Here is a 14230-nt window from a genome sequence, read left to right on the forward strand (position 1 = left end):
CCGGGTAGTCGATATCAAAAGGGCCTGTTTGCGCCGTGTGTTGCGCAAACAGGCCCATCTTAATGGAAGCGTCTGAATTTAATGACGGAAATGACGCGTGCCGGTGAGGATCATCGCGATGTTGTGCTCGTCGGCGGCGGCGATCACTTCGTCATCGCGCATCGAGCCGCCCGGCTGGATCACGCAGGTTGCGCCTGCATTCACGACCACGTCGAGACCGTCGCGGAACGGGAAGAACGCATCCGACGCCACGGCCGAGCCGTTCAGCGTCAGGCCGGCGTTCTGCGCCTTGATGCCCGCGATGCGCGCCGAGTCCACGCGGCTCATCTGGCCCGCGCCGACGCCCATGGTCATGCCGTTTGCGCAGAACACGATGGCGTTCGACTTGACGAACTTCGCGACGCGCCACGCAAACATCAGGTCGTCCATTTCCTTCGGCGTGGGGTGGCGCTTCGTCACCACGCGCAGTTCATGCGGCTGCACGTTCTTCGCGTCCAGCGACTGCACCAGCAGCCCGCCGCCGACACGCTTCAGATCTAACGTGTTGTGACCGTCGCCGAGCGCGATCTGCAACAGGCGCACGTTCTGTTTCGCGGCGAACACGGCACGCGCCGCGTCGCTGAACGACGGCGCGATCAGCACTTCGACGAACTGCTTCGCGACTGCCTGGGCTGCCGCTTCGTCGACTTCGCGATTGAACGCGATGATGCCGCCGAACGCCGAGGTCGGATCCGTCTGGAACGCCTTCGCGTACGCTTCGTTTGCGTCCGCGCCGAGCGCCACGCCGCACGGGTTCGCGTGCTTGATGATCACGCAGGCGGGCGCGTCGAAGGTCTTCACGCATTCCCACGCCGCGTCCGAATCCGCGATGTTGTTGTACGACAGTTCCTTGCCCTGCAACTGCGTGTAGTTGGCGAGCGCGCCGGCCGGGACCGACAGATCGCGATAGAACGCGGCGCTCTGGTGCGGATTCTCGCCGTAGCGCAGGTCCTGCACCTTCTCGAATGCGAGGTTGAAGGTGGCCGGGTACGTATTGCGGCTCGAATGCTTCAGTTCTTCGGTCAGGCTCGTCAGGTAGTTCGTGATGGCGCCGTCATACTGCGCGGTGTGCGCGAACACCTTGGTCGCGAGACGGAAGTTGGTCGTGTAGCCGACGCTGTTGCCGTTCGCGCGCATTTCGTCGAGCACGGTGGCGTAGTCGGCCGGATCGACGACGACCGTCACGTCGCGATGATTCTTCGCCGCCGAGCGCAGCATGGTCGGCCCGCCGATGTCGATGTTCTCGATCGCGTCTTCCAGCGAGCACTCTTCCTTCGACACCGTCTGCACGAACGGATACAGGTTCACGACCAGCAGATCGATGGTCGGAATCTCGTGCTTCTCCAGCGCGGCCATGTGCTCGGGCAGGTCGCGGCGGGCGAGGATGCCGCCATGCACTTTCGGATGCAGCGTCTTCACGCGTCCATCGAGCATTTCCGGGAAGCCGGTGTAGTCGGCGACCTCGGTGACGGGCAGGCCCGCGTCGGCGAGCAGTTTCGCCGTGCCGCCGGTCGAGAGGAGCTTGACGCCGAGCGCCGACAGCGATTTCGCGAAATCGACGATGCCGGATTTGTCGGAAACGGAAAGGAGCGCTTGCTTGATCATGATGAACACTGAAACCGAGAAAAAAGAACCAGGCCGGACTGAGGCGGCGCCTCGGTCCGATGAATCAAATCAATCCGTGCTGCTGCAGCTTCTTGCGGAGCGTGTTGCGGTTGATGCCAAGATATTCAGCCGCCAGCGACTGGTTTCCCCCGGCCTGCTCAAGCACCACTTCCAGCATCGGTTTTTCCACGCACGAGATCACCATGTCGTAGACGTCGTGCGGATTGGAGCCGTCCAGGTCCTGAAAGTAGTTGTCGAGGCTCTGGCGGACGCATTGTTCGATGTTATGTCTGCTCATGCGGCAATCAGTCGGTCTGTCGTGTTGTTGAGCCCGCCGCACGATTCTTCTTCGGCTGCGCCGTCCGCTTCCCCGGCCTCGTCCACGTACACGAGACGGTCGGACAACGCCTTTTGTGCGTCGAAGAATTCGTTGACTGCGAGCAATTGTTCTTTGGTCGTGTCCAGCGTATTCATCCGGTGCCGGAAGGTGCTGGCGCCGGAAAGGCCGCGAGTGTACCAGCCGATATGCTTGCGCGCAGTCCGAACGCCCGTGAATTCCCCATAAAAGGCGTAGTGATCTTCGAGGTGCTCGTTCATCACCTGCTGGATCTCGACGATGCGCGGCGGCGGCATGTGCTCGCCGGTCTTCAGGAAATGTTCGATTTCGCGAAACAGCCACGGGCGGCCTTGCGCGGCGCGACCGATCATGATGGCGTCGGCGCCGGTGAGGGCGAGCACGTCGCGGGCTTTTTCGGGCGTGGCGATGTCGCCGTTCGCGACCACCGGGATCTTCACCGCGGCCTTCACGGCGGCGATGGTTTCATATTCCGCATCGCCTTTATAGAGATCTGCGCGAGTGCGGCCGTGCACCGTGAGCATGGCGATGCCCGCGTCCTGCGCGATTCGCGCAATGGTCAGCGCGTTCTTGTTGTCGCGATTCCAGCCGGTGCGAATCTTGAGCGTGACGGGCACGGCGTCGGGCCCCACGCCGACCGCCTGCACCACGGCTTCCACGATGCGCGCGACCAGCGGTTCGTTCTGCAGCAGCGCGGAGCCCGCAGCCACGTTGCAGACCTTCTTGGCCGGGCAGCCCATGTTGATGTCGATGATCTGCGCGCCGTTCGCGACATTGTGTCGCGCGGCTTCGGCGAGCATCTGCGGATCAGCGCCTGCGATCTGTACGGAGATGGGTTCGACCTCGCCCGCGTGGTTCGCGCGGCGCAGGGTCTTTTCGCTTTTCCACAATTGCGCGTTCGACGCGACCATCTCCGACACCGCGTAGCCCGCGCCCATGCGCTTGCAGAGCTGGCGGAAGGGGCGGTCGGTGACGCCTGCCATCGGGGCGACGAACAGGTTGTTGCGCAGAACGTGTGAACCAATGATGGGCATGAAGGCTTGAGCATCCGCGTGGCTGAGTCCGGCTGATGGCGGCCGCAAACGCGTCTGGCGGAGGCAATGTCACAGATGGGGAAACGCGTATCTTAACGCGAAGCGCGTGCTGAAATTAAGGGCAATCGCGTGCAAGTCATTAAATCTTCTATGAAAGAAGGCGCAGTCATAGAGGATAAGTAGCTCGGATGACGCAGGCGATTGCCTTCGGACAGACTAGCGGCGCTGACCGAACATCATCTGGCGGGCGAGCGCAGTTTTTACCGGCGGCAGAAATTCGAGCGCGGTGAGGGCGAGCCCGCGCATCGCTGCGAGCGGCGCGAAGTCGGACGTGAAGAGGCGTGCGAGGGTATCGGTGGCGCCGATGGTCAGGCGCCGGTCGAGCGCGCGGCGCTGGGCGAAGCGGGCGAGGGCCAAGGGGCGCGGGCCGTCGGCGGAGAGCGCGTCGGTGAGCGCGAGCGCGTCGCGCAGGCCGAGATTCAGTCCTTGTCCCGCGACCGGATGCAGCGTCTGCGCGGCATTGCCGATGGCGACGGTGCGCCGGTCGACCAGCACCTCCAGCGCCGACAGTCCGAGCGGAAATGCGGCACGGCCCGCGATGCGCGTGAATTGGCCCATGCGCGTGCCGAATGCTGCGCCGAGTTCCGTGAGGAAGCTGGCTTCGTCGAGTTGCATGCGCCGTGCGGCTTCCTCGGGCGCGCTGCACCAGACCAGCGAATAGTCCGCGTGGCGCGGGCCGCCGCACGGCAACAGGGCGATGGGGCCTTCGTTAGTGAAGCGTTCCCACGCGACGTTCGGGCGAGGATCCGACACGCTCACCGTGCCGACGATGGCCGTCTGGCCATAGTCGCGCGCGCGGCGCTCGCCGGGCGTGCTGATTTCGCTCGTCTTCTCGTTCTTCTGATAGAGCCCGCCTTCGGCGTTGACCAATACTTTCACGCGGATCGAGCGCTCGCCGTCCGCCGCTTGCAGCGGCAGGGTGATCCCGTCGTTGTCCTGAAGCGGCGCGAGCGCGGAGGTGTCGGTGATCCAGTGGACGGGCGTGGCGCGCACCGCGGCGGCGAGCGCGCCGACCAGCGAACCGTAGCGCACCACGTAACCGAGCTCGGGAAGCTCGTGCTCATCATGCTCGATCAGGGTCCGGCCGAAATGCCCGCGCTGCGACACATGGATGCGCCGGATGGGCGTGGCGTCGCCGGGGAAGCCGAGCGGCTGGAGCATGACGCGGCTGCCGTGCGACAGCGCGAGCGAGCGCGGATCCTGAACGGCGGCTTCGGGCGTGCGTGCGTCGATCAGCGCGATCGACAGCCGCGAGGTTGCGCTGCGCCGCGCGAGCCAGCCCGCGAGCGCGAGCCCGACCGGCCCCGCGCCGACGATGGCGATGTCGTAATCGAAATGCGGCCTGGTGCCTTGAACGTCGCTCATGACCGATCCGGGTTGGATGCGCGCATCAGCGCTTCGATTTCATCGGCGGCGACGGGCACTTCGCGCGTGATCAGCTCGCAGCCGGTGTCCGTCACGATGGCGTCGTCCTCGATCCGGATGCCGATGTCCCGGTAGCGCTCGGGCACGTCGCCGGAAGCGCGCACGTAGAGACCCGGCTCGATCGTAAGCGCCATGCCGGGCACCAGCGTGCGCCAGGGCCGCGCGCCTTGCTCGTCGAGCGGACCGCCGGCCTCGCGATACTCGCCCGCGTCATGCACGTCCATGCCGATCCAGTGCCCCGTGCGGTGCATGTAGAAGGGCGCATAGGCGCGCTGAGCGAGGACGTCGTCGAGCGTGCCGACCTTCGTCTTGTCGAGAATGCCGGTGTCCAGCAGCCCTTGAGACAGTACCTTGAGCGCGGCCTGATGCGGTGCGTCGAAACTCGCGCCGGGACGCGTGGCCTCGACGGCGGCGGCTTGCGCGGCGAGTACGATGTCGTAGAGCTCGCGCTGCGCCGGCGTGAAGCGGCCGCTGGCGGGAAAGGTGCGCGTGATGTCGGATGCGTAGCCGTCGAGTTCGCAGGCTGCGTCGATCAGGATGAGATCGCCCTTGCGCGCAATGGCGTTGCCCGCCGGGTAATGCAGCACGCAGGCGTTCGCGCCCGCCGCGACGATCGAGCCATACGCCGGCGCCTGGGCGCCATGGCGGCGGAACGTGTAAAGCAGTTCGGCCTCGATCTCGAATTCGCGCATGCCGGGACGGCACGCTTGCATGGCGCGGCGATGCGCTTCAGCCGAGATGGATGCGGCGCGGCGCATGATGCCGATCTCATGCTCATCCTTGACGAGGCGCATTTCGTCCAGCAGCGGCAGCAGATGGTGCACGGTGGCTGGCGCGCGCACGCCGCTGCGGCCTTGCGCGCGGACTGCCGCGAGCCAGCCGCGCACTTGCGCGTCCAGTTCCGCCGAGGTGCCGAGCGCGCAATGGAGCGCGGCCGCGTCGGCAATCAGGCGTGGCATTTCGTCGTCCAGCGCGGCGACCGGCAGCGCGGCGTCCAGGCCGAACGCTTCGCGCGCGCCTTCAGGGCCGAAGCGGAAGCCTTCCCAGGTTTCCCGCTCGGCGTTCTTCTCGCGGCAGAACAGGATGGATGCGGGCTCGCCGTCCTGCGCGTCAGCGTCGAGCACGAGAACGGCCTCGGGTTCGTTGAAGCCGGTCAGATAGTAAAAGTAGCTGTCGTGACGGAACGGATAGTCCGTGTCGCGATTGCGCATGACTTCCGGCGCCGTGGGCAAGATGGCGACGCCGCCACCCTGCGCGCGCAGCGCGGCGAGCACGCGCTCGCGACGAGCGCGGTACACGCCGACGGCAATGGGCTGGACGAGTTCGGTGAGAGAGTTCATGCGCCGATTGTAGCGCCGGCTTCGCGACGGCGTGACTCGGCCATTCGGCCTATTGCGCGGTCGCGAAGCGACAGGGCATGCTTACTCGTCAGCGGGACGATTGCGCACGCTTCCGGCAATCAGGTCGAAACGGAACAGGCGGCATTCCAGCGCGCCGTTGAAGAGCGGCGTCTTGGTCGATTCGCGCAGGCGCAGCAGGCCGGGCAGCTTGCGGTCGGACGTGAGCACGTAGGCGCGCCAGCCGGGAAAGCGCTGCTTGAGCGCGTTGCCGAAGTTGATGAAGAACTCGGTGTCCGCGGGATCCGGCTGGGCGCGTGCGAAAGCGTCTTCCTCGTCGCGGCGGTTGCGCGGTGTCTCGCGAATCTCGCCGCGCGGGCCGCGGCCACGTACCTCGATACGTTCGCCGTACGGCGGGTTGGCGAGCAGGATGCCCGGCGCATCGGTGGGCGGCACCATGTTGCGGGCATCCACCTGTTTGAGCGACAGGTTGGAGACACCCGCGCGGCTCAGGTTGGCGCGCGCCTTGTCGAGCATGTCGCCGGAAATGTCGCTGCCGAAGATGTTCAGCTCGCTCTGCGAGGCTCGCGCAGCGCGGCGTTGTTCGGTTGCGGCCTGCTTGAGCTTCTGCCACATGCCCGGGTGGAAGGGCTTGAGCTTCTCGAAGCCGAAGCGCCGCTCGCTGCCCGGCGCAATGCCGAGCGCCGTTTGCGCCGCTTCGGCGAGGAACGTGCCGCTGCCGCACATCGGATCGAAGAGCGGCGTGCCGGGCGTCCAGCCGGTCAGGCGCAGGATGCCTGCCGCGAGGTTTTCACGCAGCGGCGCCGCGCCTTTGTCGAGCCGCCACCCGCGTTTGAAGAGCGGTTCGCCGGAGGTGTCGAGGTACAGCGTGCATTCGTTCAGCGTGAGGAACGCGAACACGCGCACGTCCGGCTGCGCGGTATCGATGCTGGGACGCGCGCCCGCCACGTCGCGCAAGCGGTCGCAGACGGCGTCCTTCACGCGCAGCGTCGTGAATTCGAGGCTCTTCACCGGCGACTTGATCGCGGTGAGATCCACACGCATGGTCTGGCTCGGCGTGAACCAGTTTTCCCAGCGCTGCCGGTGCGTCAGTTCGTAGATGTCGTGTTCGTTGCGATACGGACCTTGTGCGACCTTCAGCAGCACGCGGCTGGCAATGCGCGAGTGCAGGTTCGCGGCCATGCCGGCAACCCAGCCGCCGCGAAAGTGCACACCGCCCGGCACCTGAGCGCCGACGGTCAGCGCGCCGCCGCCCGAGAGCGGCGCAGCGGAGACATGCCGTTCCCCGATCTCCGTGAGCTCGGCGGCAAGCGGTGCTTCAAGACCGCGCGGGCAGGGGACGAACCAGTCGAAGAGAGGGGAGGACATGAGGGCAGCGGTATCGATCATTCAAACCGCGCATTGTACGCTGGCCGTCTTGCAATTCGGACTAAGTGACTTGTGAGGCGGGTGCGCGGGGGGATATTGTCGGGGGGCGCAGGGTGAACGGGGCTGTGCCAAACTCAACCGAAGAGCGTAGTTATGCGAAGACAGCAGTCAACCCGAATTGAACCATGCTCAATGTCAGTTTCTACATTGAAGCAGTCAGCTTGTTTGCCGTTGAGAGGGATGTCCACTTGAACAAGCATGAACTCGAACTCCAACGGCTCACGCTCAGCTCAGTGAACCTCCGGGAATGGTTGGGTTTGGCGAGACACGTTGTCACTGTGATCGGTTTGATAGTGTGCGCGCACCTGATGTTCTCCGGTATCGAGAACATCTCCACGGCCAATCCCGAGTCGCTGAAGGCGCTTGCTCGCGTCGTGGAACATATGCATCTCGGCAACCTGATGGGTTACCTGGTTGCTGCCATGACCGGAGTTGGCTGGTTTTTCGAACGCACAGGGAAGAAGCGAGCAATCCGCAAGCTTGGCGAGACTCGGCGGCAACTGGAATGCGGCGATCCCTGCCACTCCAGCAGCGGGTTGACCGCGACGGGCGAGACGCCCATTCGATAGAAAGGTGATGACGATGCAGATGTTCCTGCTTGGATTGGGCTTGCTGTTATTCATGAGTGTGTGGCACTACGCGTTGCGCAGAAGCATTCTTGATTATTACCGGGACCAGCTTTTCGACTTGCGCGACGAACTGCGCGAGACGTACTTGCTGCGCGGCTGGGAGATGAGCAGTCCACTGTATGCCCGCTTGCGTCAGCTCGCCAACGGCTACCTGCGGTCTACCGAGGCGTTTTCGTTGATCCCGTTTCTGTACCTCGAAATCCGGATTCGAGCCAATCCTTCACTGTTCAACGCAATGAAAACCGGCCTTGAGCAGCAACTGGACGTTGAGGACGAAGCGCTCAAGGGGTTTGTCGTCGATTACCGCAGACGCGCGTTCGACATCATGTTGAGGTATATGATCAATGGCTCCCTTCTCATGCTCCTGATCTATTCCGTGATGGTGTACCTCACGACGATCGGTGCGTTGCTTCGCTCCCTGCACAAGGGCGCCTTCCAGTGGGCGAGGCGGACAGTCGCCGAATGGTTCTTCACGAAAGATCTGGTCGAGGAGTATTCGTATCGGCTGGGCACGCAGCAGCGCGTCGAACGTACGTACAGGACTGCATCCTGATTGCTCGTTCGCCCTGCTCCAACGAAAAGGGCCCGCATTTTTCGCGGGCCCCTCGTCACGACTCCGGCGTGCATCTGCATCCGGCAGCAGATATCACTCCACTGCCTTCATCATGTCTTCCACCACCTTCTTCGCATCGCCGAACACCATCATCGTCTTGTCCATATAGAACAACTCGTTGTCGAGGCCCGCATAGCCCGCCGCCATCGAGCGCTTGTTCACGATGATCGTCCGCGCCTTGTACGCTTCGAGAATCGGCATCCCCGCGATGACGGATTTCGGATCGGTCTTCGCGGCGGGATTCACCACGTCGTTCGCCCCGAGCACGAGCACCACGTCGGTTTGACCGAACTCACTGTTGATGTCCTCCATCTCGTGGACCATCTCGTAAGGCACTTCGGCTTCGGCCAGCAGCACGTTCATGTGCCCCGGCATGCGCCCGGCAACCGGATGAATCGCGTAGCGCACGTCGATACCTTTCTCCACAAGCTTGTCCGTCAGCTCCTTCAACGCATGCTGCGCGCGCGCCACCGCCAGGCCGTAGCCCGGCACGATCACCACGCTCTCCGCGTTGCCGAGCATGAACGCGGCGTCATCGGCGGAACCGGATTTCACCGGCCGCTGTTCCTGCGCCCCGCCCACCGTGGCTCCGCCCGCTTCGCCGCCAAAGCCGCCCAGAATCACGTTGAAGAACGACCGGTTCATCGCGCGGCACATGATGTACGAGAGGATCGCGCCCGATGAACCCACCAGCGACCCCGCGATGATCAGCATCGGATTGTTCAGCGAGAAGCCGATGCCCGCCGCCGCCCAGCCCGAGTACGAGTTGAGCATCGACACCACCACCGGCATGTCCGCGCCGCCGATCGGGATGATGATCAGCACGCCCAGCGCGAACGCGATGATCGTCATGATGATGAACGGCAGCCACGATTCGGTGAGCATGAAGATCACGCCGAAGCCGATCATCGCGATGGCCAGCAGCAGGTTGATCAGATGCTGCCCCGAGTACACCACCGGCGCGCCCTGGAACAGCCGGAACTTGTACTTGCCCGAGAGCTTGCCGAACGCGATGACCGAACCCGAGAACGTGATCGCGCCGACGAAGGTGCCGATGAACAGCTCGACGCGATTGCCGTACGGAATCGGCTCACCGAGCGGCGCGAGGCCGAACGCGGCCGGCTCGGCCACCACGCCATAGGCGATGCACACCGCCGCGAGACCAATCAGCGAGTGCATGGCCGCGACGAGTTCGGGCATCTTCGTCATCTCGACTTTCGCCGCGATGTACGCGCCCGCGCCACCGCCCACGATCAGCGCGACGAACAGCAGGGACAGCCCCAGCGCGAGATTCGCTTCGAGATAGGCGGCTTGTTTCACGATCAGCGCGAGCGTGGTGAGGATGGCGATCGCCATGCCCGCCATGCCGAACGTGTTGCCGATGCGGGCGGTCTTCGGATTGGACAAGCCTTTGAGCGCCTGGATAAAACACACCGAGGCGACGAGATACAGGAGGGTGACGACGTTCAAGCTCATTTACGCGCCCTCCTTGTGAGCGATCTTCTTCGGCTCCTTCTTCTTGAACATTTCGAGCATTCGTCTTGTGACGAGGAAGCCGCCGAACACGTTCACCGCCGCGAGCAGCACCGCTAGCGTGCCGAAGAACTTGCCGGCCGCGCCGACCGTCAGGCCCACCGCGAGCATCGCGCCGACGATGACGATCGCCGAGATCGCGTTGGTCACGGCCATCAGCGGCGTATGCAACGCGGGCGTGACGTTCCACACCACGTGGTAGCCCACGTAGATGGCCAGCACGAAGATGATGAGATTGATCACCGTGTGATTGATGACGTCCATGTTCGTCTCCGTGTCAGGCCGGGGCGCGGGCGGGCTGACCGTCGCGGCACTGAAGCGTGGCCGCGACGATGTCGTCCGCAAGGTCGATGTTGAGCGTGCCTTCCTTGGTCAGGATCAGCTTCAGGAAGTCGAGAAGATTGCGGGCGTAGAGCGCGGAGGCATCGGCGGCGACCATCGACGCGAGGTTCGTATGGCCGACGATATGCACGCCGTGCTTCATCACCACCTGATCCACTTCGGTGAGCGGGCAGTTGCCGCCTTTGCGGCCTTCGAACTCGGGTCCGCGTCCGGCGGCGAGATCGACGATCACCGAGCCCGGCTTCATGTGCTTGACCGTTTCGACCGACAACAAAGTGGGCGCGGGACGGCCCGGGATCAGCGCGGTCGAGATCACGATGTCCGCGGCCTTGGCGCGCTCGTGCACCTGCGCCGACTGCCGCGCGAGCCAGCTTGGCGGCATCGGGCGCGCATAGCCGCCGACGCCGACCGCCGCCTCGCGTTCCTCGTCGGTCTCGAAGGGCACGTCGACGAACTTGGCGCCCAGCGACTCGATCTGCTCCTTCACGGCCGGCCGCACGTCCGATGCCTCGACGACCGCGCCCAGCCGCTTGGCCGTCGCGATGGCCTGAAGGCCCGCGACGCCCGCGCCCAGCACCAGCACGCGCGCGGCCTTCACGGTGCCGGCGGCGGTCATCAGCATCGGCATGAAGCGCTGGTAGTACTGGCAGGCCATCAGCACGGCCTTGTACCCGGCGATGTTCGCCTGCGACGACAGCACGTCGAGACTCTGCGCGCGCGTCGTGCGCGGTGCGGCTTCGAGCGCGAAGGCCGTCACGCCCGCTGCCGCGAGCCGCGCGGTGTTGTCGGTATTGAAGGGATCGAGCATGCCGATCAGCACGGCGCCCGGTTTCAGCAGGGCCAGTTCGCTCTCGGACGGCGACTGAACCTTGAGGACGATCTCGGCGGAAAAGGCGGCGGCGGCATCGACGAGATCGGCGCCCGCCTGGGCGAAGGCGTCGTCGATATAGCTCGCCTGCAAGCCCGCGCCGCTTTGCACCGAGATCCGGTGCCCCTGCGTGACGAGCTTCTTGACCGTTTCGGGCGTGGCGGCGACGCGCGCCTCGTTCGCCCGCGTTTCAGCGGGTACTCCGATATGCATCTTTGAATCCTCCTGTCTTTGTGTCGTCGTGTCCCTTGGGCAGGGCTCGAACGACCAAGGCCGAGTCTTGTTTCAAATGCTGGAATGAACGGCTCTCGCCACTGTAACCGAAGAAAGCCCGCGCAAATATTCGATCCGGCACTTGTTACTGATTATGGTCATCAGCGCTTTCCCTTAGGCGTTCAGGGCAGTCCGCCCAGCGCGGCGGGCGTAAACGATCGCGTGACGGTAAAATAACGGACCATGAAATCAGACACTTGGGCGCCTCACGTAACGGTGGCGGCGATCGTCGAGCGCGACGGACGCTTTCTCGTCATCGAGGAGCACACGCCGGCAGGGCTGCGAATCAACCAACCGGCCGGTCATCTCGAAGCGGGCGAAACGCTCGTTCGGGCGGTCATCCGCGAAACCTTCGAGGAAACCGCGCATCGCTTCGAGCCCGAGGCGCTGGTCGGCGCGTACATGACGCACTTCCAGCGGCCTGATGGCGACGTCACGTATCTGCGCTTCACGTTCTGCGGCAAGTCGGCGGGCGAGGAGGCCGGACGCGCGCTGGACGACGGCATCGTGCGCGCCATGTGGCTCACCGCCGACGAGTTGCGCGCGTCCGTCGAACGACATCGCACGCCGATCGTGCTGACGTGTCTCGAGGATTACCTGTCCGGGCGGCGCGTGCCGCTCGATTTCATTCATACGCATTCGGTCGCGCCGGCGCTGCGGGCTTGACGCCTTTCGCAGCGGCGCCAGATTCAGAACCGCCTCGGGCGGTGCTACTCCCGCACTTCTTCGGCGCTGTGCGGGTCAACGCGGTATCTCTATGAGCAAGCAAAAAGTCGTGGTGGGCATGTCGGGCGGCGTGGATTCGTCGGTGACGGCGTGGCTCCTGAAGGAACAAGGCTACGAGGTGGTCGGCCTGTTCATGAAGAACTGGGAAGACGATGACGACGGCGAATACTGCTCGACGCGGCAGGACTGGATCGACGTGGTGTCGGTCGCGGATCTGATCGGCATCGACGTGGAGGCGGTCAATTTCGCCGCCGAGTACAAGGACCGCGTGTTCGCGGAGTTCCTGCGCGAGTATTCGGCGGGCCGCACCCCCAATCCCGACGTGTTGTGCAACGCCGAGATCAAGTTCAAGGCGTTCCTCGATCACGCGATGTCGCTCGGCGCGGAGTCCATCGCGACCGGCCATTACGCGCGCGTGCGCGAGCGCGACGGCTTGTTCCAGCTGCTCAAGGCCACCGATTCGACCAAGGACCAGTCGTACTTCCTGCATCGGCTGAATCAGGCGCAGCTGTCGAAGACGCTGTTTCCGCTTGGCGAGATCCCGAAGACCCGGGTGCGCGAGATCGCGGCCCGGATCGGTCTGCCGAACGCGAAGAAGAAGGATTCGACCGGCATCTGCTTCATCGGCGAACGGCCGTTCCGAGACTTCCTGAACCGCTATCTGCCGACCAAGCCCGGTCCGATGAAAACGGCCGAAGGCAAACTCGTCGGCGAACATATCGGGCTGGCGTTCTATACGCTCGGCCAACGCAAGGGCATCGGGATCGGTGGCGCGAAGGACGGCAGCGGCGAGCCTTGGTTCGTCGCCGGCAAGGATGTGGCGAGCAATACGCTGTATGTCGTGCAGGGCCACGACCATCCCTGGCTGCTGTCGCCGGCGCTGGTCGCGGGCAATCCGAGCTGGGTTGCCGGCTTCGCGCCGGACGAAGGCGTGGCGTGCGGCGCCAAGACGCGTTACCGGCAGCAGGACGCCGTATGTCATTTCTCACGCGCTGACGACGGGCGCTTCGAACTCGGTTTCGACGAAGCGCAATGGGCCGTCACGCCGGGCCAGTCCGCCGTGCTCTACCAGGGCGACGTTTGTCTGGGCGGCGGCATCATCGAACAGGCATCGATGGGGCACGAAGCATCGCAGACGCCTGCCGTTGCTGCGGCTGCGCGTTAGACCTTTTGGCAGCCATTCAGCCACAAGCCCTGACTCCGGTCAGGGCTTTGTTAGTTCAAAAATTGACACTTCGCCGCGTTACGTTTCAGGAAAAACTTTTTTGATACAAGTGCTTGACCGTCTATCTAGCGATAGATAAGTTAAACGGGTCGATGCTAAGGTCAATCCCGGAAATGGACAAAAACACGGTACGCGAAGCGCTTCTGGAACACGCTCAGGCCTTGCTGATGACGCGCGGCTATAACGCGTTCAGCTATCGCGATCTGGCCGAATTGGTCGGCGTGAAGACGTCGAGCATCCACTACTACTTTCCCGCAAAGGAAGATCTGGCGCTTGAAGCGGTGAACGCTTATAGCGCGGACCTGATGTCGTCGGTGTATGCCATCGACAGTTCCGCGCCGGCCGACAAGAAGCTCGATCGCTATGCGAAGGTGTTCGGGCGGATTCTCGGCGGCGGCAATCAGATCTGCCTGTGCGGCATGCTGGCAGCGGATATCGAATCGCTGCCGGACAAGGTGCGTCAAGCGGTGCAGGCGTATTTCAAGGCGAACGAGAACTGGCTGGCGAAAGTGCTGGCTGAGGGCGAAGCACAGGATACGCTCGATGCCGGTGGAAAACCCGAGGCCGCCGCCCGGACGCTTTACGCTGCGTTCCAGGGAGGCTTGCTGGCAAGCCGTCTGTTTCAGGTGCGAGCGCGGCTGGAAGAGATCGCCGATTCGGTACGGCGGTAGATAAGCCTGTGGATAACCCTGTGAAAAACACCGGAAAGAGGCGCTG

At 64.1% G+C, this 14230-nt stretch carries 14 protein-coding genes; 5 read left to right on the forward strand and 9 right to left on the reverse strand.

The window, feature by feature from the left end:
* Nucleotides 1-78: 78 nt before the first annotated feature.
* The 6 genes from purH to QCE63_RS03205 form a co-directional block, all read right to left on the reverse strand.
* Nucleotides 79-1644 (reverse strand): bifunctional phosphoribosylaminoimidazolecarboxamide formyltransferase/IMP cyclohydrolase, encoded by a 1566-nt coding sequence (purH, locus tag QCE63_RS03180; RefSeq protein WP_309830452.1) that lies wholly within the window; start codon nucleotides 1642-1644, stop codon nucleotides 79-81.
* Between the two features lie 64 nt (nucleotides 1645-1708).
* On the reverse strand, nucleotides 1709-1942 hold the full coding sequence (locus QCE63_RS03185; RefSeq protein ID WP_008351548.1) for a Fis family transcriptional regulator: 234 nt from the start codon (nucleotides 1940-1942) through the stop codon (nucleotides 1709-1711).
* Nucleotides 1939-3033, reverse strand: coding sequence for a tRNA dihydrouridine synthase DusB (gene dusB / locus QCE63_RS03190; RefSeq protein ID WP_309830454.1), 1095 nt, complete (start codon nucleotides 3031-3033; stop codon nucleotides 1939-1941). The genes QCE63_RS03185 and dusB overlap by 4 nt, the downstream gene beginning before the upstream one ends.
* Before the next feature lie 216 nt (nucleotides 3034-3249).
* Entirely contained in the window at nucleotides 3250-4458 is a 1209-nt protein-coding gene (locus QCE63_RS03195) for a UbiH/UbiF/VisC/COQ6 family ubiquinone biosynthesis hydroxylase (protein ID WP_309830456.1), read from the reverse strand.
* Nucleotides 4455-5858, reverse strand: coding sequence for an aminopeptidase P N-terminal domain-containing protein (locus QCE63_RS03200; RefSeq protein ID WP_309830459.1), 1404 nt, complete (start codon nucleotides 5856-5858; stop codon nucleotides 4455-4457). Before QCE63_RS03200 ends, QCE63_RS03195 begins: the two co-directional genes overlap by 4 nt.
* A gap of 81 nt (nucleotides 5859-5939) precedes the next feature.
* Nucleotides 5940-7244, reverse strand: a complete 1305-nt coding sequence (locus QCE63_RS03205) for a class I SAM-dependent RNA methyltransferase (RefSeq protein ID WP_309830461.1) — start codon at nucleotides 7242-7244, stop codon at nucleotides 5940-5942.
* Nucleotides 7245-7429: 185 nt separating this feature from the next.
* Between QCE63_RS03205 and QCE63_RS03210 the strand changes: the two genes are divergently transcribed.
* The gene (locus QCE63_RS03210) at nucleotides 7430-7873 is read left to right on the forward strand and encodes a hypothetical protein (RefSeq protein WP_309830463.1); all 444 of its coding nucleotides are present in this window, start codon (nucleotides 7430-7432) and stop codon (nucleotides 7871-7873) included.
* 13 nt (nucleotides 7874-7886) lie between these two features.
* On the forward strand, nucleotides 7887-8486 hold the full coding sequence (locus QCE63_RS03215; RefSeq protein ID WP_309830465.1) for a hypothetical protein: 600 nt from the start codon (nucleotides 7887-7889) through the stop codon (nucleotides 8484-8486).
* Nucleotides 8487-8579: 93 nt separating this feature from the next.
* On the opposite strand, the gene QCE63_RS03220 is transcribed toward QCE63_RS03215, so the two are convergent.
* Genes QCE63_RS03220 through QCE63_RS03230 form a run of 3 tightly spaced genes read right to left on the reverse strand, consistent with a single transcriptional unit; the run spans nucleotide 8580 to nucleotide 11502 of the window.
* Nucleotides 8580-10022 carry an NAD(P)(+) transhydrogenase (Re/Si-specific) subunit beta gene (locus QCE63_RS03220; protein ID WP_309830467.1) on the reverse strand — a complete coding sequence of 481 codons (1443 nt, stop codon included), beginning with the start codon at nucleotides 10020-10022 and terminating at the stop codon, nucleotides 8580-8582.
* Nucleotides 10023-10343, reverse strand: coding sequence for an NAD(P) transhydrogenase subunit alpha (locus QCE63_RS03225; protein WP_309830469.1), 321 nt, complete (start codon nucleotides 10341-10343; stop codon nucleotides 10023-10025).
* 13 nt (nucleotides 10344-10356) lie between these two features.
* The gene (locus QCE63_RS03230) at nucleotides 10357-11502 is read right to left on the reverse strand and encodes a Re/Si-specific NAD(P)(+) transhydrogenase subunit alpha (RefSeq protein ID WP_309830471.1); all 1146 of its coding nucleotides are present in this window, start codon (nucleotides 11500-11502) and stop codon (nucleotides 10357-10359) included.
* Between the two features lie 243 nt (nucleotides 11503-11745).
* Between QCE63_RS03230 and QCE63_RS03235 the strand changes: the two genes are divergently transcribed.
* From QCE63_RS03235 to QCE63_RS03245, 3 genes are all read left to right on the forward strand, one after another.
* Nucleotides 11746-12228 (forward strand): NUDIX hydrolase, encoded by a 483-nt coding sequence (locus QCE63_RS03235; protein WP_309830473.1) that lies wholly within the window; start codon nucleotides 11746-11748, stop codon nucleotides 12226-12228.
* Nucleotides 12229-12319: 91 nt separating this feature from the next.
* Nucleotides 12320-13453 carry a tRNA 2-thiouridine(34) synthase MnmA gene (gene mnmA / locus QCE63_RS03240; RefSeq protein WP_309830475.1) on the forward strand — a complete coding sequence of 378 codons (1134 nt, stop codon included), beginning with the start codon at nucleotides 12320-12322 and terminating at the stop codon, nucleotides 13451-13453.
* 173 nt (nucleotides 13454-13626) lie between these two features.
* A complete protein-coding gene (locus tag QCE63_RS03245) occupies nucleotides 13627-14184 on the forward strand; it encodes a TetR/AcrR family transcriptional regulator (RefSeq protein WP_309830478.1) in 558 nt (185 codons plus the stop codon).
* Nucleotides 14185-14230: the final 46 nt, after the last annotated feature.

It is taken from the genome of Caballeronia sp. LZ065, from assembly GCF_031450975.1.
Classification (GTDB): Bacteria; Pseudomonadota; Gammaproteobacteria; order Burkholderiales; family Burkholderiaceae; genus Caballeronia.

Bases quoted from the DNA above. Each gene is read 5' to 3' on its own strand.
- QCE63_RS03210 (WP_309830463.1), top strand. From the start codon at position 7,430: ATGCTCAATGTCAGTTTCTACATTGAAGCAGTCAGCTTGTTTGCCGTT.
- QCE63_RS03185 (WP_008351548.1), bottom strand. From the start codon at position 1,942: ATGAGCAGACATAACATCGAACAATGCGTCCGCCAGAGCCTCGACAAC.
- QCE63_RS03195 (WP_309830456.1), bottom strand. From the start codon at position 4,458: ATGAGCGACGTTCAAGGCACCAGGCCGCATTTCGATTACGACATCGCC.
- QCE63_RS03215 (WP_309830465.1), top strand. From the start codon at position 7,887: ATGCAGATGTTCCTGCTTGGATTGGGCTTGCTGTTATTCATGAGTGTG.
- QCE63_RS03205 (WP_309830461.1), bottom strand. From the start codon at position 7,244: ATGTCCTCCCCTCTCTTCGACTGGTTCGTCCCCTGCCCGCGCGGTCTT.
- QCE63_RS03200 (WP_309830459.1), bottom strand. From the start codon at position 5,858: ATGAACTCTCTCACCGAACTCGTCCAGCCCATTGCCGTCGGCGTGTAC.
- QCE63_RS03230 (WP_309830471.1), bottom strand. From the start codon at position 11,502: ATGCATATCGGAGTACCCGCTGAAACGCGGGCGAACGAGGCGCGCGTC.
- mnmA (WP_309830475.1), top strand. From the start codon at position 12,320: ATGAGCAAGCAAAAAGTCGTGGTGGGCATGTCGGGCGGCGTGGATTCG.
- QCE63_RS03235 (WP_309830473.1), top strand. From the start codon at position 11,746: ATGAAATCAGACACTTGGGCGCCTCACGTAACGGTGGCGGCGATCGTC.
- QCE63_RS03220 (WP_309830467.1), bottom strand. From the start codon at position 10,022: ATGAGCTTGAACGTCGTCACCCTCCTGTATCTCGTCGCCTCGGTGTGT.
- QCE63_RS03245 (WP_309830478.1), top strand. From the start codon at position 13,627: ATGGACAAAAACACGGTACGCGAAGCGCTTCTGGAACACGCTCAGGCC.
- QCE63_RS03225 (WP_309830469.1), bottom strand. From the start codon at position 10,343: ATGGACGTCATCAATCACACGGTGATCAATCTCATCATCTTCGTGCTG.
- purH (WP_309830452.1), bottom strand. From the start codon at position 1,644: ATGATCAAGCAAGCGCTCCTTTCCGTTTCCGACAAATCCGGCATCGTC.
- dusB (WP_309830454.1), bottom strand. From the start codon at position 3,033: ATGCCCATCATTGGTTCACACGTTCTGCGCAACAACCTGTTCGTCGCC.